Source organism: Paenibacillus sp. FSL H7-0331 (assembly GCF_001956045.1).
The window spans coordinates 106,978-128,240 of the sequence record NZ_MRTH01000009.1 but is presented as its reverse complement, the minus strand read 5'-3'; the positions used below and the strand labels follow the sequence as shown (position 1 = coordinate 128,240).

At 46.5% G+C, this 21,263-nt stretch carries 20 protein-coding genes; 6 read left to right on the top strand and 14 right to left on the bottom strand.

Features of this window, described 5'->3' with window-relative positions:
• Nucleotides 1-8: 8 nt before the first annotated feature.
• The 3 genes from secF to BK127_RS45545 form a co-directional block, all read right to left on the bottom strand.
• Nucleotides 9-920: a protein translocase subunit SecF gene (gene secF, locus BK127_RS15390; RefSeq protein WP_076231651.1), complete on the bottom strand. Its 912-nt coding sequence runs from the start codon at nucleotides 918-920 to the stop codon at nucleotides 9-11.
• Entirely contained in the window at nucleotides 910-2,136 is a 1,227-nt protein-coding gene (secD, locus tag BK127_RS15385) for a protein translocase subunit SecD (protein WP_076231649.1), read from the bottom strand. The genes secF and secD overlap by 11 nt, the downstream gene beginning before the upstream one ends.
• Nucleotides 2,137-2,249: 113 nt before the next feature.
• Nucleotides 2,250-2,780, bottom strand: coding sequence for a post-transcriptional regulator (locus BK127_RS45545; protein ID WP_305954300.1), 531 nt, complete (start codon nucleotides 2,778-2,780; stop codon nucleotides 2,250-2,252).
• 160 nt (nucleotides 2,781-2,940) lie between these two features.
• On the opposite strand from BK127_RS45545, the gene spoVB reads away from it, so the two are divergent.
• Nucleotides 2,941-4,506, top strand: a complete 1,566-nt coding sequence (spoVB, locus tag BK127_RS15375; RefSeq protein ID WP_076231646.1) for a stage V sporulation protein B — start codon at nucleotides 2,941-2,943, stop codon at nucleotides 4,504-4,506.
• Nucleotides 4,507-4,533: 27 nt separating this feature from the next.
• Here the strand turns inward: spoVB and BK127_RS15370 are convergent, their stop codons facing one another.
• Nucleotides 4,534-5,202 (bottom strand): DUF421 domain-containing protein, encoded by a 669-nt coding sequence (locus BK127_RS15370; RefSeq protein WP_076231644.1) that lies wholly within the window; start codon nucleotides 5,200-5,202, stop codon nucleotides 4,534-4,536.
• A gap of 275 nt (nucleotides 5,203-5,477) precedes the next feature.
• On the opposite strand from BK127_RS15370, the gene BK127_RS15365 reads away from it, so the two are divergent.
• The 4 genes from BK127_RS15365 to BK127_RS15350 are packed head-to-tail and all read left to right on the top strand — an operon-like array spanning nucleotide 5,478 to nucleotide 9,066.
• Nucleotides 5,478-6,446 carry a metal ABC transporter solute-binding protein, Zn/Mn family gene (locus tag BK127_RS15365; RefSeq protein WP_076231913.1) on the top strand — a complete coding sequence of 323 codons (969 nt, stop codon included), beginning with the start codon at nucleotides 5,478-5,480 and terminating at the stop codon, nucleotides 6,444-6,446.
• A gap of 21 nt (nucleotides 6,447-6,467) precedes the next feature.
• Entirely contained in the window at nucleotides 6,468-7,232 is a 765-nt protein-coding gene (locus tag BK127_RS15360) for a metal ABC transporter ATP-binding protein (RefSeq protein ID WP_076231641.1), read from the top strand.
• A gap of 5 nt (nucleotides 7,233-7,237) precedes the next feature.
• Nucleotides 7,238-8,173: a metal ABC transporter permease gene (locus tag BK127_RS15355; protein WP_076231639.1), complete on the top strand. Its 936-nt coding sequence runs from the start codon at nucleotides 7,238-7,240 to the stop codon at nucleotides 8,171-8,173.
• Complete coding sequence (locus BK127_RS15350; RefSeq protein ID WP_076231636.1) at nucleotides 8,170-9,066, top strand: metal ABC transporter permease; 897 nt, start codon at nucleotides 8,170-8,172, stop codon at nucleotides 9,064-9,066. The genes BK127_RS15355 and BK127_RS15350 overlap by 4 nt, the downstream gene beginning before the upstream one ends.
• 100 nt (nucleotides 9,067-9,166) lie before the next feature.
• Here the strand turns inward: BK127_RS15350 and BK127_RS15345 are convergent, their stop codons facing one another.
• Nucleotides 9,167-10,468 carry an ArsB/NhaD family transporter gene (locus BK127_RS15345; protein WP_076231634.1) on the bottom strand — a complete coding sequence of 434 codons (1,302 nt, stop codon included), beginning with the start codon at nucleotides 10,466-10,468 and terminating at the stop codon, nucleotides 9,167-9,169.
• A gap of 137 nt (nucleotides 10,469-10,605) precedes the next feature.
• Between BK127_RS15345 and BK127_RS15340 the strand changes: the two genes are divergently transcribed.
• Nucleotides 10,606-10,965: a TIGR04086 family membrane protein gene (locus BK127_RS15340; RefSeq protein WP_076231632.1), complete on the top strand. Its 360-nt coding sequence runs from the start codon at nucleotides 10,606-10,608 to the stop codon at nucleotides 10,963-10,965.
• A gap of 62 nt (nucleotides 10,966-11,027) precedes the next feature.
• On the opposite strand, the gene yajC is transcribed toward BK127_RS15340, so the two are convergent.
• The 9 genes from yajC to BK127_RS15295 all read right to left on the bottom strand — a co-directional run bounded on the left by yajC (nucleotide 11,028) and on the right by BK127_RS15295 (nucleotide 21,062).
• Complete coding sequence (yajC, locus tag BK127_RS15335; protein WP_076231629.1) at nucleotides 11,028-11,360, bottom strand: preprotein translocase subunit YajC; 333 nt, start codon at nucleotides 11,358-11,360, stop codon at nucleotides 11,028-11,030.
• A 31-nt stretch (nucleotides 11,361-11,391) separates the two neighbouring features.
• Nucleotides 11,392-12,525, bottom strand: a complete 1,134-nt coding sequence (gene tgt, locus BK127_RS15330; protein WP_076231627.1) for a tRNA guanosine(34) transglycosylase Tgt — start codon at nucleotides 12,523-12,525, stop codon at nucleotides 11,392-11,394.
• Between the two features lie 34 nt (nucleotides 12,526-12,559).
• The gene (gene queA / locus BK127_RS15325) at nucleotides 12,560-13,612 is read right to left on the bottom strand and encodes a tRNA preQ1(34) S-adenosylmethionine ribosyltransferase-isomerase QueA (RefSeq protein ID WP_076231625.1); all 1,053 of its coding nucleotides are present in this window, start codon (nucleotides 13,610-13,612) and stop codon (nucleotides 12,560-12,562) included.
• Nucleotides 13,613-13,619: 7 nt separating this feature from the next.
• Complete coding sequence (locus tag BK127_RS15320; protein ID WP_256711327.1) at nucleotides 13,620-15,779, bottom strand: SpoIID/LytB domain-containing protein; 2,160 nt, start codon at nucleotides 15,777-15,779, stop codon at nucleotides 13,620-13,622.
• An 18-nt stretch (nucleotides 15,780-15,797) separates the two neighbouring features.
• Nucleotides 15,798-16,808 (bottom strand): Holliday junction branch migration DNA helicase RuvB, encoded by a 1,011-nt coding sequence (gene ruvB, locus BK127_RS15315; RefSeq protein ID WP_076231622.1) that lies wholly within the window; start codon nucleotides 16,806-16,808, stop codon nucleotides 15,798-15,800.
• 30 nt (nucleotides 16,809-16,838) lie between these two features.
• On the bottom strand, nucleotides 16,839-17,474 hold the full coding sequence (gene ruvA, locus BK127_RS15310) for a Holliday junction branch migration protein RuvA (RefSeq protein WP_076231620.1): 636 nt from the start codon (nucleotides 17,472-17,474) through the stop codon (nucleotides 16,839-16,841).
• A complete protein-coding gene (ruvC, locus tag BK127_RS15305) occupies nucleotides 17,471-17,974 on the bottom strand; it encodes a crossover junction endodeoxyribonuclease RuvC (protein WP_076231617.1) in 504 nt (167 codons plus the stop codon). The genes ruvA and ruvC overlap by 4 nt, the downstream gene beginning before the upstream one ends.
• A gap of 152 nt (nucleotides 17,975-18,126) precedes the next feature.
• A complete protein-coding gene (locus tag BK127_RS15300) occupies nucleotides 18,127-18,753 on the bottom strand; it encodes a BofC C-terminal domain-containing protein (RefSeq protein WP_256711326.1) in 627 nt (208 codons plus the stop codon).
• A gap of 254 nt (nucleotides 18,754-19,007) precedes the next feature.
• Nucleotides 19,008-21,062 carry a LysM peptidoglycan-binding domain-containing protein gene (locus tag BK127_RS15295; RefSeq protein ID WP_076231612.1) on the bottom strand — a complete coding sequence of 685 codons (2,055 nt, stop codon included), beginning with the start codon at nucleotides 21,060-21,062 and terminating at the stop codon, nucleotides 19,008-19,010.
• Nucleotides 21,063-21,263 lie beyond the last annotated feature (201 nt).

Sequence of the window (21,263 nt, the reverse complement as noted above, 5' to 3'; positions counted from 1 at the left end):
GCCAGCTATTATTCTTTTACTGCAGTTGCTCTTGGTTTAGAACTCAATGATTTGTTTTTCAGTAAATACCACAATGGGCTGGCTATGCAAATCGAAGAATAAGCTCCGGATGTTAATCCGATAATTTTGGCAAGTGCAAAAAGCTTGATCGATTCGCTACCAAATACAAACAAACAAATAGCTGCGAGCAATACAGTAAGAACTGTGTAAACATTTCTTCTCATCGTCTGCCAAATACTATTATTCAGCAAATTGGAAAGATCTTGTGTGGATTTAATTTTAGAAAAACGAAGGTTCTCACGAACCCGGTCAAAAATAACGATTTTATCGTTGATGGAATAACCGATAGTAGTTAAAATTGCTGCCAGGAATGGCAGATTGACTTCAAAACGGAAAATCGCAAACATCGCAATAACGACACAAGCATCATGTAAAATCGCAATAATGGCAGCGAGAGCAAAACGCCACTCAAATCGGATACTTACATAAATACAAATCGCGATACTTGCAATAGCTACGGCATAGATCGCCTTAAGTCCTAACTCACGTGCAATATCCGGAGATACGGTGTTGACCTCCTGGGAAACCTTATCCCCGAAAGTGGAAACCATAGCTGCATTAATTTGTTTGATTTGATCATCTGTAAGTATGATATCAAATCTGGCGGAGACATGATCATTATTCCCGCCTATGGATACAACCGAAGGTTTCAGATTGATGCCGGTAAAGACCTCTTCCGCTTTTTCCTTCGTTACAGCTTGACCTACGTTAATATCAAGACCCGTACCTGCTTTAAAGTCAACACCGAAATTCAAGCCAAAAATCGATGTGACGATTATTCCTACAATCAATAAAACGATAGATATGGTGAAAAATTTGTTGCGGTTTTTCATAAAATCAAAATGGTCTCTATAATCCACGAATTTCCGCCTCCTTTACACCGTAATAAGAAGGTTTCTTGAACTTGTTACTTTTAATAATTAAGTACAATAACATTCTTGAAAAAAATATGTTGGTCAAAACACTTAGTACGATACTCATAATGGTCGTAAGCGCAAACCCACGGATGGCACCATTACCTACATAGTAAAGCACACCGGCAGAGATGATATTCGTAATGTTAGCATCCATAATCGTCCGGAAGGAATGCTTGGAGCCTGATTTCAAAGAGGACAGCAAGCTTTTTCCGCTGCGAATCTCTTCTTTAATCCGTTCATAGGTGATGATATTGGCATCAACAGCCATCCCGATACCGAGTACAAAGGCGGCAATACCAGGAAGTGTCAAGGTGGCATTCATCCAGTCAAACACGACCAGCAGCAGCCATGTATATGTAATCAAAGTTATCGCTGCAACAAAGCCAGGCAAGCGATAAAAAATAATCATGAATATTAAAATCAGGATGGAACCGATCAAACCCGCTCTTACGGTTTGCTCCAACGAAGCTTTACCCAAGGATGCTCCCACAACCTGTGTGTACTTTTCAGTCAGCTTCAACGGCAATGCACCCAAATTGATGGTTGATGCAAGTTCAGTAGCTTCCTCAAACGTATAGTTACCGGAGATCGTCGCACTGCCATCTGTAATAACCGTATTAACAACCGGTGCAGACAGCTGACGCTCGTCCAGATAGATAGCCAAAGGCTTGCCTACGAGCTTCTCGGTTACTTTTTTAAATTTCTCAGGATCTTTGACCTTGATATTGATCTGCGGACGATTGGATTGGTCGAAGCCAATTTTGGCTGCGTTTTCCACAAAATCACTGCCCAGCATTTCTTTCGTTCCATCTGGACCGCGGAAAGTGAGCTCGGCTGGCTTTTTAATAACCTTACGAACCTCATCCTCATTTTTTACATCAGCCAAACGTACACGAATCCGGTCTTTTCCTTCGGTCGTAATCTCTGGTTCAGCAATACCCAGCTCATCCGCCCTTTTCATTAAACTGTTCGCTGTCTCTTTTAAAGCTTCCGCAGTAACGGGCTTACCTTCCTCTATAGCCTCCGCTACGTAAAGAATTTCGAAACCACCTTTTAAGTCCAAACCCAATTTAATTTTGTTAACTAAACTCGGGCTTGTCCAGGCCACTAGCGCCAATGTAACAAGCACTACAGCCACAAATATTGCAATCCGTTTCATATGAGTAACGATCTCCTTCCAATCTCAATAGTCCTATTATACTCACCTGCTAAAAACGAGTCAATTTGATGATTTACGACACGTCTCTGCCAGCAGCAAAAAAATAACCCCTTCTAAGCGAAAGGGTTGCTTTTATATATACTCATCGTCATCCAGTTCATAAATTTCGTCACCTTTAACGACAAAATGTCATTCACAATTTGATGAAGCGCAGGCATCCCTGTTTTCTGATATTTATCGCTAACGCATTCCCAGATTTCTCTACCGGTAACATGCTCATAGCCGATCATTCTAAATTCCTCCGCCTTACTTGTACAGATGCTCTCAATTAGCTCGTTAAGTTCCATTTCCGATAATGTAACAGGCTCCTCATCAAGCTCCTCACTTGAGAAAGCTTCCAATTCCTCACCATCTTCAAGCTCCTCGACATCGTCACTAACATCGTCATTAGTCATAATGACCTCAGGAATGTCCTCCTGTCCAATTACAAGAGGATCTGTCTGTTGCACATCGGCTGCTGTCTCGTCCAATTCGGTTTCCGTAGTCAGCTCAAGAAAAGTCTGTTTTTGCTCGATAGTTTCTTGCTTCGTTTGATCTTCTGAATGCTGAGCATCCTGCTCTTCCTTGCGCCCATCATGCTCCACCTTCACAACCTCCTGCCCTAAACCATCTTCCTCTTACTCATATTCGCTGCCAAGCAGGATTTTCCTTCTGTATCCTGATCTCCATGTTAAATATTGTGCATGCATAGGGACAGGTACTGCATATCCATGTTAGTAGTCTCGGGAGGAAGAAGGAATCGATGTGACCAAACAATCGTTTTTGAAGGGAACGCTTATATTACTGGCAGCAGGAATTGTAAATCGTATTCTTGGCTTTATTCCCCGAATTACGCTGCCCAGACTTATCGGAGCAGAAGGCGTGGGGTTATATCAAATGGGTTTCCCGTTTATGATTGTTATTTTAACCTTAATAACCGGAGGCATACCGATTGCTGTCGCCAAGCTTATTGCTGAAGCAGAAGCAGAAAATAATGAAAGCAGAATCAGACGCATACTCCGGCTGGCGATGACACTTACGGTGTCGCTCGCTATCCTGTTCACTCTGGCCAGTCTGCTTGGCGCACAATGGATTGCCAACCATTTGCTAACCGATTCCAGAGTCTATTACACCTTCTTGTGTATGACTCCAATTATCATTTTGGTCGGAATTGGCTCTGTGCTGCGCGGTTACTTTCAGGGCAGACAAAATATGATCCCGACTGCAGTATCACAGGTAGCAGAAACGTTCATACGTATTTTCACTGTGCTCGCCTTTGCCTATGCCTTGCTTCCTTATGGTATTGAATACGCGGCCGCAGGAGCAATGGCTGGAGTCATGGTGGGAGAAGCCGTTGCTCTGTTGGTACTATACCTCTATTATCGACGCAGTCGCAGCCAGACAACCCCTTTTCCCATTGCAAAAATCGGAAGCGTGCCGCTTGTCGGCCGTTTGGCAAATCTGAAACATCTCTTGAAGCTGGCCATGCCCATCACCGGAAGTAAGCTGGTAGGCTCATGCTCTTATTTTCTTGAATCGATTCTCATTATTCGCAGTCTCGCCGCGGCAGGAATTGCAACCAAGCTGGCGACAGCACAATATGGGATGCTTCAGGGTATGATTATTCCGATTCTGCTGCTTCCAAGCGCGTTGACCTACTCCTTATCCGTTTCGCTCATTCCCTCATTGTCGGAAGCGGCCGCACGTAACGATATGCAAACCATTCATAATCGGCTTCATCAATCACTCAAGCTAGCCTTAGTTACAGGAGCCCCTTTTGTCATGATTATGTTTGTATTGGCCGAGCCGCTTTGTGATCTGATGTATGGACAAAGCCAAATCGCTCCTATGTTGAAAATGATGGCTCCGGTGGCTCTCTTTATTTATTTTCAGGCACCCCTGCAAGCCAGCCTGCAGGCATTGAATCGACCCGGCTCGGCTTTGGTTAATACATTAATTGGCTCAGTGATCAAGCTTGCTCTTATAGTCGGACTTGCAGGTCAGCCTCAGTTTGGCATTCTCGGGGCTGTAATGGCTATCAATATCAATATCATGCTCGTGACGGTACTGCATTGGCACAGTGTGGTAAGACTGCTTCATTTCCGGATGCAGATGATTGACTTTGCCAAGGTCGGCTTAGCCATGCTGGTATCGGGCTGGTGCAGCTATATCCTGATGTATACGCACTGGATGGATGTCGAAGCTGTGCGTTTCGCGGTATCGTGTATCACTGGCGTGATTATCTACTTATCCTGTTCAGTTCTGTTGCGACTTATTGACCGCAGTGATCTGACGCGTGTTCTTCTGCTTGGACGCAAGCTTATCAAGTAAACTTATTCAAAGCTAGTGAATAAGATGTTACCTGCGGCGGTCCACAAACCATTTTCCACGGTGATCAAAAGTACAGAAGAATACATCCTTGAACTCTTTGATTCCTTGCAGCTGAAGTTCACTCTTAAGCCAGAACCGTGTTTTCCCCAGCTTCTCCAGATTCTCATCCTGCACCTTGCCATCCATAATCAGTGGTAACGGCAAGCCCTCGTAACGGAAAACACTTTTCCCCTCGGCGGGTGCTGCAGCAGATTCCTTTTTCTCGACGACAGTGAGCTTGCCCGAGGGCTCGAGAATGGCGAACTCGACATTGGCTACGTCCATCACTTTACTTTGACGCAGCTGCAGCAACAAGTCATCCAGATTATAGCGCTGTCGTCTCATCTCCTCACGGTTGAGTTTTCCATTCTCAATAATCAATGAGCTCTTGCCTTCAAAAAGTCTGCGAATCTTTTCATTTTTTAAAGACAGATAGGCAATGATCAGTTGAACCCCTACCAGCGTGAACATCGGCAAAATACCATCCATAAGCGACTTATTCATATCCTCAAGTACAAATACAGCAATTTCTGCAATCATGATCGAAATCACCAAATCAAAAACGGACAGCTTGCCAATTTCTCTTTTTCCCATAATTCTCATCGTAACAAACACAATAAAGTACACGAAAATGGTGCGAAAAAAAAGCATCAGCATATGGGTTGACCCTCCTGAGCATATTCCAAGCCTATTGTGACCTCTATGTATACCCCTCATACTCAAGTTGATTTGCGAATTGTTGCCAGCATAGCGTTCAAATGTTTCCCAAAGGAAATTATTTGTCTTACGGAAAATAATTGTTGCATGGCAAACATTTTTGCTGTAGGATAAAATGCATATAGATATAGGTTCGAGCCTATTTTTTTGCCCTAATTGTTTCCCTACACCAAAATATTTGTATCCAGAAAACATTTTAAGGAGTGATCACAATGATGAAGGTAAGTCAGAAACAAGCATCCTCAGCTCTTCATAAGTTAATTTTTATTGTATGCAGTATAAGTTTTATGGCCTTTATAGCCGCTTGCTCCACCATCGATACGTCTGGCAAACCGGCATCCGGTGAGCCTAAGCTCAAGGTAACAACCACCATAGGCATGATTACAGACGTAGTGCAGCAGATTGGTGGAGATCATGTTGCAGTTACAGGTTTGATGAAGCCTGGTGTTGATCCCCATCTGTATAAAGCCTCACAGGGAGATATTCAAAAGCTGGATAATGCCGACGTTATTTTCTACAATGGTCTTCATCTTGAAGGGAAAATGGGCGAGATTTTCGAAAAGATGGCCAAAAAGAAAACAACTGTCGCTGTATCCGAAAAAATCGATCGCTCCAAGCTGCGTTCCGGTGCCGAAATGGACAGTGAATTCGACCCACACATTTGGTTTGATGTCAGACACTGGATGCAGGCAGCGGAATCGATTCGTGACACTCTGATCAAGAAAGATCCAACACACAGCGAGGATTACAGGAAAAATGCAGAAGCCTATCTCAAGCAGTTGGATGTCCTGCATAAGGAGGTAGCTGAACAGATTAAATCGATACCAGAGCAAAGCCGAGTGCTCGTTACCGCGCACGATGCGTTCGGATATTTTGGAGATGCTTACGGAGTTAAGGTAATGGGTCTGCAAGGCATGAGCACAGCATCCGAGGCAGGAACCAAGGATGTCACAGACCTGCGTGATTTTCTTGTCAAAAATAAAATAAAAGCCGTATTTATTGAGTCCAGTGTTCCTCGAAAAGCGATCGATGCCGTTATTCAAGGAGCCAAGGAAAAGGGCCACGAATTGACTATCGGCGGTGAGCTGTTTTCCGATGCTATGGGTGAATCCGGTACACCTGAAGGCACCTATCTCGGGATGGTTCGTCACAATGTCAATACGATCGTCAAAGCCCTAAAATAAGTTCAAAAAGGAGAATGAACGATGAGCACAACGCCGCTGCAAATTACGAATATGTCTGTCGCGTATTTAAAGAAGCCTGTACTTCGCAATGTTACCTTTGAAGCACCTGAGGGAAAGCTGATTGGAATTGTTGGTCCGAATGGCGCTGGAAAATCAACTTTAATCAAGGCTGCGCTCGGACTGATTCCAAGCCTGACAGGTGACGTATCTATCTACGGACGTCCCTATGCAGAACAAAGGAATCTTGTCGGCTATGTACCGCAGCGTGAATCCGTTGACTGGGATTTCCCTACCCATGCGCTTGATGTCGTCATGATGGGACGTTATGGACATCTGGGATGGTTTAAACGTCCCGGCAAGGCTGAAAAGAAAATCGCCATGGAATGCCTTGAAAAGGTCGGTATGGCTGACTTTGCAGATCGGCAAATCAGTCAGCTCTCCGGCGGTCAGCAGCAGCGGATTTTTTTGGCAAGGGCCTTGGCTCAAGATGCTCAGTTGTACTTTATGGATGAACCGTTTGTTGGTGTCGATGCCGCTACAGAAAAAGCTATTATCACACTGCTGAACGAGTTGAAAATGCAAAAAAAGACTGTGCTGGTCGTCCATCATGATCTCGCCACAGTGAAGGAGTATTTTGATTGGGTCATGCTGCTGAATGTACAGATCATTGCCTTTGGTCCAACGGAGCATGCTTTTACATCGGCTAAGCTCCAGGAAACATATGGTGGCCGACTCACGATGCTGGATCACGATAACCGCTCGGCATTACTTATAGATACGAGGTGAAAGGTATGTTCTCGTGGTTTCAATTATTTCTCGATCCGAATACACAGTGGATACTGCTCGGTTGTATGCTGCTTGGATTAAGCAGTGGCGTTATCGGCTGCTTTGCCTATTTGCGTAAGCAATCCTTAATGGGAGATGCATTATCGCATGCGGCACTTCCCGGAATTTGCATCACTTTTATGTTGACCGGCTCCAAGTCCATTCTTCTGTTTCTGGTTGGGGCAGCTATTGCAGGAATCATTGCTACATTCGGAATTGGCTATGTGACACGGCATACCCGAATCAAGCAGGACTCCGCGCTCGCTATCGTACTCTCTGTGTTTTTTGGATTCGGTATCGTGCTGCTCACGCAGATCCAGCACAGCGGGAGCGGTAATCAAAGTGGCTTGGATAAATTCCTGTTTGGTCAGGCCGCTTCGATGGTTAGATCCGATGTGATTACTATTTCGATCATTTGTCTGCTCTTGCTCAGCGTCAGTGCGCTATTGTTCAAGGAATTCAAGCTGGTCAGCTTTGATCCCGGATTTGCCCGCGGTATGGGGTACCCTGTTGCCTTTCTGGAGCAGTTAATTATGTTTCTCATAGTCATAGCCGTCGTTGTGGGAATCCAAGCGGTAGGCGTCGTTCTAATGGCTGCTCTACTCATTACCCCAGCTGTATCCGCACGGTATTGGACCGATAAGCTTGGTATCATGATTGTGATATCAGGATTGTTCGGTGCCCTGAGTGGTTTCATAGGCACTTTGATCAGCGCGAGCGGCAACAATTTACCGACGGGCCCCTTAACTGTGCTTGCGGCGACCGCCCTCTTTGTCCTCTCATTATTAGCCGCTCCCCGCAGGGGTGTCATCTCCAAGCTGCTCGTTCGCGCCTCGGTTCGCAACCATGTACTGCAAGAGGAAAACACACTACAACTGGAGCAGAGAGGTGAAGTGGGATGAGCACCTTCTGGATTATACTAACGGGAGCTTTGGTCGCCAGCACCTGTGGAATTGTAGGCTGCTTCCTAGTGCTGCGAAAGATGGCGATGATAGGAGATGCAATCAGTCATGCCGTACTTCCTGGTATCGTCATAGCCTTTCTGATCACCGGTTCCAGAGACTCTTTATTTATGATGCTTGGCGCTGCGGCGATTGGTCTCATAACCGTCTTTCTGATTCAATTGTTCCATCATAGCGGTGTGCAATCCGATGCAGCGATTGGTGTTGTGTTTACTGCACTTTTCGCAGTTGGGGTTGTTCTGATCAGCATTTTTACCAAGGATATTGATCTCGATCTCGACTGTGTGCTGTATGGGGAAATTGCTTATGTACCCTGGAATACACTTCATATCGGTGGGATTGAGATCGGACCCAAAGCGGTTTGGGGTGTCGGTCTGGCTCTGCTGCTCACTGTTATTGTGATCTCCTTGTTCTACAAGCAGTTCAAAATTTGCTCGTTTGACCCGGCAATGGCTGCTGCGGTAGGAATTCCGGTTGTTTTGTTTCATTACCTGTTGATGGGCCTCGTTTCTATCAGTACCGTAGCATCCTTTGAAAGTGTCGGCGCTATCCTCGTTGTAGGTATGCTCGTCATACCTCCCGCAACAGCCTATCTGCTTACAGAAAAATTAAGCAAGATGATCATCTACAGCATCATCATTGGCTGCTTCTGCTCCATTATTGGCTATTATGTCGCTCATCTACTAGACGCCTCGATTGCCGGAAGCATGATCAGTATAGCAGGCTTCTTCTTCGTTCTGGCTTTGTTATTTTCACCTACACACGGTGTATTGGTTCGTAAATGGAAACAAAAACAATTCATTCACGAAGACGTTACACAAACACAGGTGTAACGGTAACCGTTAGGTACGCCAGCAATCTGTCAATACCCAAACAGCCGTATTCGTCATCAAGACGAGCACGGCTGTTTGCCAAGTTATTAAGAAGCTTGTATTAATAATACATATAGCTCACATAAGCGGTTGCTATTAAAAGCGAGACCAGCGTAATTGGCGCTCCTGCTTTCAAAAAAGCTCCGAATGAGATGGGATGCCCTGCTCTACCAGCGAGTCCAGCCGCAATTAGATTGCCTGTTGCCCCAACTAATGTACCACTGCCCCCTAATCCCGCCCCAAGTGCTAATGACCACCATAGTGGATGTAATGCACCTTGGGATTGTAAACCCAGATCCTGAATGATGGGAACCATTAGTGCAACAAACATGGTGTGATCCGTTGTTGCTGAAACCAGTCCTGTTAACCATAGAATCAGCATCGAGACATACATCAAATTACCAGAGGTAAGCTCCATTGCTTTTACCACGATAATTTGAACAATACCAGCTTCGATGAGCCCGCCAACTACAATGAACAAACCACAAATGTATAATAAGGTGTTCCAATCCACAGAGCTGTAAATCTCAGTCCAGCTGTACGTTTTATAATTGACCAGAGACATCAATACTGCGCCTGCTAACGCTACATAGGCTACCTCAAAGTGCAGCAGCGGATGCAGCATGAAAGAGGCCAGAACAAGAGCCCATACCGTCAAGACCTTAATAACCAATCCTTTGTCCTTAACATAGGAGCCTGGTTGTATGGACATCAGTTCAACCATCGAAATTTGTGTAGTCCTCCAGCTTTTTGCATAAATAAGGCTCAACAGTCCTACCGTCACTATCCAAATGATAAGCACAGGAGGCACGAGATTCATCAAGAAATCATTAAAGGTCAGTCCGGCCTTTGTTCCAATGATACTATTGGGCAGACTGCCAATCATCGTCGCTGTACCACCCAGATTCGCGGTTATTATGATAGTGATCACGAAAGGAACCGCACTGATTTTCATCACCTTGGCGATGGAAATGGTAACTGGAATGAGCAATAAAATAGCGGTTAAATTATCCAGCCAAGCGGCTGTTACGGTGCTTAGCAGCGCCAGAGCAATAAGCAGGATGGACGGCCTTCCCTTCGAGCTCTGCGCTGCTTTGGCAGCCGCATACGCAAAAACGCCCGTTCGATTTGTCAATCCGATCATAATCATCAAGCCCATCAAAAGCCCAATCGCCTGCCAGGGCAGATGGTACCAAAAGACCGATCCAGCTTCAACAATGCCCAATACGACCATCAGCAGTCCGGCGCCAAGCGCTACATACGTGCGATGAATCAGTCCAGTGACAATCCAAATTAAAGTGAATAAAGCAATAATAATAGCAGCTAGTACCTGCCAGTTGGCAAGGGTGTGAACCGTACCCATACAATCACTTCCTTTCACTCACAATAATGCCATTCCCCGATTTTTGATTGTGCAGGAACGGATCAACCTGTACTAATTTTATGTACGGGCCCATACAATGATGATAAGAACCTCTATCTGAAAGGAAGAGAGCCGGAATGAAGTCCTCCCCCTTATTATCCGGATTAATGGTTGCTATGATATTCATGCTGCTCGGAACACTTATGACCTCGCTGCTGATGCTTGCGACCAATTTACAGGAAAGCTCATTGTACAGCTACACCATGTCCATTCATGGAATAGCCATGCTGATCGGTGGCATGACAGCGGGCAAACGAAGTGGAACTAAAGGCTGGTATCACGGAGGCATGCTTGGGTTGGTGTACACCTGTATCATATGGCTCATTGGATTTCTGACTTATGATGCCGGATTTAGTCAACAAACCTTGTACCTGACAGCGCTGACACTTGTATCAGGTGCACTCGGAGGCATCCTCGGCATTAACTTCAAAAAATAACGTACAACAAAAATGCGAGTCCATCCATATCAGTGGAGGCTCGCATTTTCCCTTACAGCAACCTATTTCTTCTCATCTACGGCAGGTTGGTTCGAAACGGCATTGATTGCTGAACGTTCGAATGTAAGCTTCGTCACATCATTAACTCGTAAAACGATCGTATCGTCGGAAATCTCCAGAATAGTACCATGAAGGCCACCAATCGTTACGACTTTATCGCCTTTTTTCAAATTACCCAGCATCATACCGCGAGTTTTTTGACGCTTTTGTTGAGGACGAATCAATAAGAAATACAACACAACAAACATCAGTACAAGCGGACCGTATGTAACCAAATACCCTTGTAGTCCCGGATCTCCAGCAGCAGCAGCATCAGCTGCAACTAAAAACGACATTTCAATCTCCCCTTTTAACTTAAACTATAGTTTAGAAACCTCTTCCGTTCTCATGTAATCCATACTTGTCAAAAAAATGATCACGGAAATCAAGCAGACGATCCTCAAGAATCGCTTGTCGAACCTGACGCATCATCTCAACCAAAAAATGAAGGTTATGATAGGTCGTGAGACGAATACCAAACGTTTCATCCGCTTTAATCAAATGCCTGATATATGCTCTGGAATAATTAGTGCAGGTATAGCAAGAGCATTCAGGATCAAGCGGGCCAAAATCCTCTGCGTACTGGGCATTACGAATCACTAGTCTTCCCGAACTGGTCATAACCGTACCATTACGGGCAATACGAGTTGGCAGAACACAGTCAAACATATCAATTCCGCGAATTGAACCTTCAATAAGTGCATCGGGCGAACCGACACCCATCAAATAACGGGGCTTATTCGCAGGCAGGATTGGAACCGTGTAATCCAGCATCTCATACATTAGCGGCTTGGATTCACCAACACTCAGTCCACCAATAGCATAACCCGGGAAATCCATGGAAGTCAACTCAGTTGCACTTTGTTTACGTAGATCCTCGTACATTCCGCCTTGTACAATCGCAAATAACGCCTGATCCTGCGGGCGAGCATGACTCTGCAAGCAGCGTTCCGCCCATCTGGTTGTCCGCTCCAATGATTTCTTCACATAGCTATGCTCGGCAGGATACGGTGGACACTCATCAAAAGCCATAATAATATCGGCTCCCAGCGAGTTTTGTATCTCAATCGATTTCTCAGGAGAAATGAACAGCTTGTCGCCATTCAGATGCGACTTGAAGGCAACGCCCTCTTCCGTGATTTTACGCATGTTGCTAAGACTGAATACTTGAAAGCCACCACTGTCTGTCAAAATCGGACGGTCCCAATTCATAAAACCATGCAGTCCGCCTGCACGTCTTACAATATCATGTCCTGGTCTGATGAACAGGTGGTAGGTGTTACTTAAAATGATATGCGCGTCCATCGCTTTTAATTCTTCCGGACTCATCGTCTTTACGGTAGCCTGAGTACCTACGGGCATAAACGTAGGTGTCTCGATAATCCCATGAGGTGTATGAACTCGTCCCAAACGGGCTCCCGATTGCTTGCATGTCTTGATGTGCTCGTAGGTTATTGCCATCTCTAATCACTCTTCCTGCTGAACTAATATCGAACTAATAAATAAACATTGCATCTCCGAAGCTAAAAAAACGGTATTCCTGATCAACGGCCTCGCGATAAGCGGCCAGTACCTGCTCTCTCCCAGCCAAAGCGCTGATGAGCATAAGCAGTGTCGATTTCGGTAAATGAAAATTCGTTAATAAGGCGTCCACAATTTGAAAGGTATAGCCTGGATAAATAAAAATACCCGTCCATCCGCTGCCTGCCTCAACTTGCCCGGATTGCTGACAGTTACGTGCTGCAGTTTCCAGCGTTCTCGCCGAAGTGGTGCCTACAGCGATTACCTTGTGCCCTCCTGCTTTGGCCGCATTAATACGGGCTGCCGCCTCTTCACTCACCTCATAGAACTCCTCGTGCATCTCATGTGTCTCCACATCATCCACAGATACGGGTCTGAAGGTTCCGAGTCCTACATGTAGTGTGATATAGGCTAATTGTATACCTTTTTGTTCCAGCCTATTCAAGTAAGCTTCCGTAAAATGCAGCCCCGCTGTTGGCGCAGCGGCCGAGCCCTCATTTCGGGCATATACAGTTTGATAGCGCTCTTTCTCCGGAAGCTGTTCTTTGATGTAGGGCGGAAGCGGCATTTGACCTAACCGGTCCAGCAGCTCCGGAAAAATCCCTTCATAGCTAAAACGTACCACACGTCCGCCCATGTCTGATTCTTCCTCAATGGTAGCCGTAAGCAATGGCTTGCCATCTGCTTCTGCTTCACCAAACAAAATAACAGCCCCTGTTTTCAGCCTTTTGCCTGGACGTACCAAAGCTTCCCACCGGTCACCCTCCAGTTGCTTCAGGAGCAGCAGCTCTGCTTTTGAACCCGTACCGGATTTCACACCAAAAAGCCGTGCAGGCAGCACCCGTGTATCGTTCAACACGAGTACATCCCCGGCTTCCATATAATCAATCAATGCTGGAAAAGCTTTGTGATCCACTACGCCTGTTGTTTTATTCAACGTCAACAAACGCGAAGCTGTACGATCCTTCAAAGGGGTCTGTGCTATTAATGAATCGGGTAAATCATAATCGAACCAATCTACTTGCATATTCGCTTCATTCCTTGATTATCGAGACTCCTACATAGTAGGTCTGCAATATTTTTTTGTAATCATAGCCAAGCTCAGCATAACCTTTGGCTCCCCATTGGGACATGCCAAGGCCATGACCATTGCCGGTTCCTTTAAATACATACTGGGATGTTTTATTCGTCAAACGCACTTTGTTATCGCCACTGAGCACAAACAGCTGAGATTCAGCAGCTGGCTTCGCTGTGCCAGTCCCTCCGATAACGGTCACATTCGGCATAGACGCCGATTGGTTGCGCACAGTACTATCCGCTCCCAATACAGTATACCTTCCTGTTTCCTCAATTTCAAACCGGGTGCTGGGCAGACCATTAAATAGAGTGCGCAATGCATCCGGGTAATCAGGTTCCAAAAGCTGACCATTGGCTGTCATCTCAATGACACGACCCGATGCTCCGCGTCCCTTCACTTCCAATCGGTCCAGAGCACCCGTAATCGGTTTTTTCATCACGGTATTCACTTTTTCCTTAATCTTGTCAGCATCATAGGGACCTCTAATCCATGAGTAGGCATTGGATTCCACAGCTTGATCAAACACAACGAAACGGTCTCCAATATTAACCTTGAAGGCGGCAGGATTAGCTGTATTATCGACATAAGGAGCGGGACGTACGGCAATATCCGTACCCGTGGACTCATAGTAAGGGAGACCAGCCGGATTTTTTTGCCCCGTATCCCTTGCATAGGAAGAATGGATATAACCATTGTTCCCATTTGGCAATACGATCCGATACCAAACCGCCTTGCCTTTCTCTGCTCCTTCATCGGGAGTAGCCACGCTTTTCAAATAGTTGACCTTATTACCCCATACCTCGGTAGATTCAGCTGTCATTCCACCTGCATTCGAATAAAACAAAGGTGAAATCAAACCCGCCTGCTCCATGATGACTTCTCCTTGAGTTGCCATGACAGCTTGCGAGGCAGTGGCGAATTCGGCACCTGCACCTTTATAAGCTTGGTCCAGAGTCGTATCCGTGAGATGGGCAATCTGATATTTGACACCCTGTTTTAATGCAAAGGTTCGCGCAGCTACCGCCTGTGCTTTCAGAGCTTCAAGCGGCCACTCTTTGCTGAGCTCGGAGCTCACAACCGATACCAGATATTGCTCGAAAGGCAATTCATTAATAACAGCAAGCTTGTTGTTGAGACGTGACAATTCAATCAGCCCTCGGTAAGCCCGCTCCGATCTTTCCAGGACGGTAACCGTTTCGGCAGATTTGGACGTTACGGCAAGCTTAACGCCTGTCCCCCCCAAAAGGAGCTGCTGAATCGTTCCGCCTGTAGTGGATGAAGGATCGGCAAGCGTACGTTTGATCACATAGGTGAGACCAGCGTCAACAGGCTGTAAGGAAATACCTGGTACAATGGAACCCAGCTGCTGCTTGGCAGCATTCAGCTCCGCTGTATCCGATCCTGCGGCTACCAGAACTGCAAAGGCAGGTGCACCTGCAACTGCGTCCAGGTATGCTACATCGGCATCCAATCCGGCTTGCCCAAGGACTGCCGCCTGCGCCTGTGCCTCAGCTTCCGTTGAGTAGCTGCCTGCACTCCAGTGCAGAGGCCCATTTACCGCAGCTGTAAAGCCTTTGCTTGCTGCAGTCAAATCAGCAATCGTCTTGGCTTTGGTTAGGGCAGAGGCTGCCAGCTCCTTGGTTGTATATGGACCCAGCTCCAATTGGTATGCTGGTTTCCCAAGCTTTGTGCGAACACTGATACTTGCATCCAGCTTTAAATCGGTCAGCTTTTTGGTGAGTGCTCGAGCTTGATTCGCATCCGGCGTTTCCAGAACCATCACACTGTAAGAATCAAGCTCCACACGCAGCAGGCTTTTATCTGAGGTTGCAAATAGCGGCTTCAAACCTGCAGCATTTCTTAAACTGACATCAAGCCCTTTATCTGCCGATAAAGTTACATCTGGCGTTGGTGCGCTATATTTTCCTGTATCGATAAATAAGGCAATTCTAATCAAATCCAATTTGGGTACGGCGGCTGCATAAGCAGGAGCTATATGACCTGCCAGCATCCACAAAGTACAACCCACTAGCATGAGCAGGCTTGTTTTGTACCCGACCTTTTGTGTCGATTTCCCCCAACCGCCCAAATGCAGTTGGTACCGATGCTTTCCCATTACCGTGTTTCCCCCTTTTTACGGTGAGCTTTTTGGAATAGGCAATCCTAAATGCTGATAAGCGGTATGTGTCGCCATCCGACCACGCGGCGTGCGCTGCAGGAACCCAATCTGTAAAAGATATGGCTCATACACATCCTCAATCGTTTGACTTTCTTCACCTATTGTTGCTGCAATCGTATCCAATCCCACAGGTCCGCCCTTAAAGCTGAGAATGATGGCACGCAGCATCTTATGATCGATTTCATCCAATCCAAGATGATCTACCTGAATACTGATCAATGCATCATTTACGATATCCATTGTAATGATGCCATCTCCCTTAACCTGGGCAAAATCACGTACACGCTTCAACAAACGATTTGCAATCCGCGGCGTTCCTCGGGACCGCATCCCAATCTCGCGCGCGGCTTCGCCAATAATCTGCACCTGCAGGATATCAGCTGTCCGACTCACGATAAAAGTCAGCTCTTCAATCGTGTAGTATTCCAATCTGCTAATAACTCCAAATCGGTCGCGCAAAGGAGCAGACAATAATCCCGCTCTTGTGGTAGCGCCGATTAGAGTAAAGGCGGGCAAATCCAGTCTGACGGTGCGAGCGCTGGGTCCTTTACCGATTATAATATCAAGCGCGTAATCCTCCATCGCAGGGTAAAGCACCTCTTCGACGGTTCGGTTCAAACGGTGAATTTCGTCGATAAATAGCACATCGCCTTCCTGCAGATTCGACAATATCGCTGCCAGATCCCCGGGACGTTCGATTGCCGGTCCTGATGTCGTACGAATATTTACGCCCAACTCATTGGCGATAATGTTCGATAACGTGGTTTTACCGAGTCCGGGAGGACCGTACAGCAATACATGATCCAGCGCTTCTTTACGCATTTTGGCAGCATCTATGTAAATCTTCAGATTGTTTTTGGCTTGAGTCTGCCCGATGTATTCAGCCAAATAGCGCGGACGCAGGCTGTACTCCATCACTTGTTCTTCTTCCATCATCAGATTGGCCGAGATAATCCGGTCGTCCATCATGGTGTCTCCTTTCATCGCCAAAAAACTTTACCGCAATGACTGCTGGAACAGAGCCTGCAGCGCAAGCTTGATCACGATATCAACGGTTTCATCACCCTTGAGCTTAGCCTTGATAAGCTGACCTGTCCGGTCTGCCTCTGCTTCCGTGTAGCCCAGCCCAAGTAAAGCCGTCTTGGCCTCATTCCACACGCTGGCTCCTTGGGACGGCACTGCGAGATGACCTGTACCTGTGATGGCCAGCATCGAATCATCGCCAGCTGAAATAACTCCAAGCTTATCCTTCAAATCGAGGATCATCCTTTGAGCGGTTTTACGTCCGATCCCGGGCAGCTTCATCAGAAAGCTAATATTTTCTTGTTGAATCATAGCCGCGATAACTTCAGGTCTCCCTCCGGCAAGTACCCCGATCGCCACCTTGGGCCCAATACCATTAACCTCCAAAAGCAAACGAAACAACGATTGCTCCTCACGAGTGGGGAAGCCAAATAGCAGATGCGCATCCTCGCGGACCTGATAATGAATAAACAGAGTCGTTTCTTCTCCATCCTTCGTCTGTACGGCATAAGGATTCGTGCAGAATACCCGATAGCCTACGCCTTTGACATCCAGTACCAAATAATCCGGTTCTCTATGTACAACTATACCTCTTAAAAAATCGATCATGGTTTACGTACCTCATTTATCTTTTGTAAAAGAACAGCCGAATGTGCATGACAAATCGCAATCGCCAAAGCATCCGCCACATCATCAGGCTTGGGTACAGCCGACAAATGAAGAAACAGCTTAACCATCTCCTGCACCTGTTTCTTTTCGGCCTTACCGTAACCGACTACAGCTTGCTTCACCTGAAGCGGTGTGTATTCGCCAATTTCCAGCCCTTGTTGGACCGCTGCCAAAATGAGCACACCCCGAGCCTGTGAGACTGTCATCGCAGTGGTGACATTACGATTAAAAAACAATTTTTCGATGGCCACAGCATCCGGCTTATATTTATCGATCAGCTGGACCATCGAGTCATAAACGGTCTTTAGACGAAGAGCACCATCCGTATGAGCTTCTGTCTGAATACAGCCGTATTGAACGGGAACAAGACGACTTCCCTGTTTATCAATAACACCGAATCCAACAATCGCAATTCCCGGGTCAATTCCCATAATTCGCATTACTTACCCACTCCTAGCCTACCAAAAGCGAACATATGTGTTCCATTATAGCAGATATCGCTTCCAATGAACACGCCAAAAAGTCCATTCAGCTTAAAACAACTGAACAGACTGTACGGTTTTTCTATCAACACTGTGATTTTCCTGCTTGTCTATGGGGCTGGTGAAATCTTTAAGGTTTGTCCAGGTGCATCGACCGCGTAATCACTGAACGTTGACAAGACACTGTTGTACTCCGATAAATCTCTCACCTGAATGCCCCGATACAACTCTTTGATTGCACTGTTCGGCAGGCTGCTTTTAAGATGTTCAATATTTAATTGAAAGAAGGTTTGGATCACACTGCCGCCCCCTACCCCTGGAACACCTTCAAATAATGATAGGTTCCCTCCGCTATCCATTCCGAAATACGCATTTTCTTTACAGCGTGGCGAAAGGTCCTCAATGGTTTCCCTGAAATAAACGCGTCCATTCGCATCCATACTAACCGTTGCATCAGGACTGCTCCTATGGTAGGCCAATATCTCGTCTGCACTCATCATACCTATCGGCTGCAGCTCTTCGCCGCACACGTATAATTTTTGGGTAAAAGCTTCCCGTTGAGCTTTGATTTGGCTGATCATCTCCATCACTTCCTTCTCAGGCTGCCTGCTGTTATGGCTCATTACCATCTGCGTCTGCTCGTCGGGTTGTAAGGTCACCGTAGATTGTGAGGAATAATGCCACATGTAAGCAGCGGCGGAAGCGCTGACAACGAACCAAAATATCGTTAAATTCATCCAACGACGCTTCCAGCGCAAGCTTTTCTGCAATCGTTTTTTAAGTTTTTTGAGGAATGCAAGGATAACCATATGTACCCACCCCTTCTGTACAATATCCGAACCTGTGAGGTTTTTATTACCTATTTTCCCCTCCGTTCCTTTCTTTATACACAACCGCCTGATTCCGTTTTACTCTTTATGAAAATAACAAAAAAACTGCGCTTATCACTCATTAGGTGACAAGCAGCAGTTTCGAAAAATAGATTTACTCGTTATCTGACCAGCCATGGAGAATTCGATGTAGCTTTACTGGTTTTGTTCGTCGATCTGCGGTTTCTTTGCGACGGCTTGGCGGCTCTTGTGGAGATAGAAGCTTTTTTCTTATTGTTATTTGTGTTTTGAATAGTCACTTTATTAGCTTCTAAAGAATCCGTTTGTGTAGAGATTTCGGCCTTTGCTCTCGCTTCGGCTTCACTTTGCTGTCTGAGCAGCTGCTCAAGTTCATATTTGCTGTTGCAGCCGCAATCAGGCACGCCAGCTCCATATGGGGACCATCCGTACGGGTGAACCATCTGTGGCTGCATAGACATTGGATACACGGAGCCCGGATATGCAGAGTTAGCAGCAGCAGTATTTACATTCATAGGTTCATACCCGTGAGAGTAGCCTGGCATTTCTCCATAAGCTGCCGGGTATTGAGCATTAGGCCAAGTTTCGTAAGGCATTTGCGCATTCGGCATCCCGTATGCATAAGGCATTACTTGATGATGCTGAGTGTTGGCCACAGGACCTCCGCAGCCGCAACCACAACCACCTGCAGACGACTGCGGTTGTTGGTAGAAGGGATAGTTCGGCATGCCGGCAAATCCAGCTTCCATAGGCATGTTTGGCGAATAAGGTGCTGCAGCCATAGGGGAAACCATAGGCGCCGCATTAGGCGCTACTGCGCTTGGAGAAACCATAGGTGCCACATTAGGCGCTACTGCCATTGGAGAAACCATAGGTGCCACATTAGGCGCTACTGCCATTGGAGAAACCATAGGTGCCGACCACATGGGCTGCATGGGAGCATTCATGTTATCGTGAGTAAATACTTCTGCAGCTGGCTCCTGATATTGCTGAAACAAATTCATATCATGAGGGTGATGCCCCCACATCGGTGTTTGTGTTTGTGCGCCCTGTACATAACTCGGGTAATTGTCGACGCATGGATAGGCGTTTGTGGATTCGACCATCGGATGCATCCACGGATTAGACTGCATTGGTTCTGTCCATGGATTAGAGTGCATCGGCTCTGTCCACGGATTAGACTGCATCGGTTCTGTCCATGGATTAGAGTGCATCGACTCTGTCCACGGATTAGACTGCATCGGTTCTGTCCAAGGATTGGAGTGCATCGGCTCTGTCCATGGATTAGAGTGCATCGGTTCTGTCCACGGATTAGAGTGCATCGGCTCTGTCCATAGATTAGAGTGCATCGGTTCTGTCCATGGATTGGACTGCATCGGCTCTGTCCACGGATTAGTTTGTATCGGCTTTGCAGCTGGCGCTTGAGCTGCAGGCTGTAGGAACTGCGGTTGTTCTTGCTGCATGGGCTGCATGGGCTTCACATTTGGCACCTGAGCTTCAGGCTGTAGAAACTGTGGCTGTTCTTGCTGCATCGGCTTCATTGGCTTTACAGGTGGCACTTGGGCTTCAGGTTGTAAGTATTCCGGGTATGGAGCTGGTGGCTTTAACGGCATTTGAAACTCAATATTAGGGAGCGGTTCAGGCATCGCAATAGGCTTGACAGGCGGTTTTACTACCTCTGGCTGCTCAACTACGGGAGCGGGTGCAACCGCGATTGGCTCAGGTGCAGGTATTGGAACTGGGACTGGGATGGGGGCCGTATTTGGTTTGTTATGATGATGGGAGGGGTGGGTATGATGGTGCTTCGCCTCATTTTCTGGCTGATGCGGATGATCATTTTCGTGATCTTGGGATTCATGATGCGGCTTGACCTTGGGAATGTACACAACCTCGCCTGTCATCAAAATATTCGGATTTTTCAGCTGCGGATTTGCGGTAATCAACATTTGCAGGGGGACATTCCATGATTTTCCCAGCTTCCACAACGTATCCCCTTGCACAACCACATGCTTATGCAAATAATCGGTTGGCGGAATGACCGGCATTGGCGCATTGGGGATTTTCACCTTCATTCCCACCTCAATCACATTCGGGTCCGCAATTTGCGGATTGCTGGCAATCAGCTTGTCGAGATCTACATTGTACTTCTTGGCGATTTCGTAGAGCGTGTCGCCTTTCTTCACCATATGAATTTTCACTTCACAAACCTCCTTGGCGTTATCCTGAAAACCACCTGCACGTGCCAAAACAAAATGACCTTACAGTTTATGCACCGAAGTAGGCATTTGACCATCATTAAAGGAAAAAAACTAAGATTAAACGCAAGAAAAATCGAGGGCTTGTCACCTTTACCTACTGGTGTTCGACTTATTGCCTTGCAGAACAACACAAAAAGCCCC

Coding starts and splice junctions, on each gene's coding strand:
- BK127_RS15340 (WP_076231632.1), top strand. CDS start 10,606: ATGAAGTCCTCCCCCTTATTATCCGGATTAATGGTTGCTATGATATTC.
- ruvA (WP_076231620.1), bottom strand. CDS start 17,474: ATGATCGATTTTTTAAGAGGTATAGTTGTACATAGAGAACCGGATTAT.
- BK127_RS15355 (WP_076231639.1), top strand. CDS start 7,238: ATGTTCTCGTGGTTTCAATTATTTCTCGATCCGAATACACAGTGGATA.
- ruvB (WP_076231622.1), bottom strand. CDS start 16,808: ATGGACGACCGGATTATCTCGGCCAATCTGATGATGGAAGAAGAACAA.
- tgt (WP_076231627.1), bottom strand. CDS start 12,525: ATGGCAATAACCTACGAGCACATCAAGACATGCAAGCAATCGGGAGCC.
- yajC (WP_076231629.1), bottom strand. CDS start 11,360: ATGTCGTTTTTAGTTGCAGCTGATGCTGCTGCTGCTGGAGATCCGGGA.
- queA (WP_076231625.1), bottom strand. CDS start 13,612: ATGCAAGTAGATTGGTTCGATTATGATTTACCCGATTCATTAATAGCA.
- BK127_RS15320 (WP_256711327.1), bottom strand. CDS start 15,779: ATGGGAAAGCATCGGTACCAACTGCATTTGGGCGGTTGGGGGAAATCG.
- ruvC (WP_076231617.1), bottom strand. CDS start 17,974: ATGCGAATTATGGGAATTGACCCGGGAATTGCGATTGTTGGATTCGGT.
- BK127_RS15350 (WP_076231636.1), top strand. CDS start 8,170: ATGAGCACCTTCTGGATTATACTAACGGGAGCTTTGGTCGCCAGCACC.
- BK127_RS15370 (WP_076231644.1), bottom strand. CDS start 5,202: ATGCTGATGCTTTTTTTTCGCACCATTTTCGTGTACTTTATTGTGTTT.
- secD (WP_076231649.1), bottom strand. CDS start 2,136: ATGAAACGGATTGCAATATTTGTGGCTGTAGTGCTTGTTACATTGGCG.
- BK127_RS15365 (WP_076231913.1), top strand. CDS start 5,478: ATGAAGGTAAGTCAGAAACAAGCATCCTCAGCTCTTCATAAGTTAATT.
- BK127_RS15300 (WP_256711326.1), bottom strand. CDS start 18,753: ATGAATTTAACGATATTTTGGTTCGTTGTCAGCGCTTCCGCCGCTGCT.
- BK127_RS15360 (WP_076231641.1), top strand. CDS start 6,468: ATGAGCACAACGCCGCTGCAAATTACGAATATGTCTGTCGCGTATTTA.
- BK127_RS15345 (WP_076231634.1), bottom strand. CDS start 10,468: ATGGGTACGGTTCACACCCTTGCCAACTGGCAGGTACTAGCTGCTATT.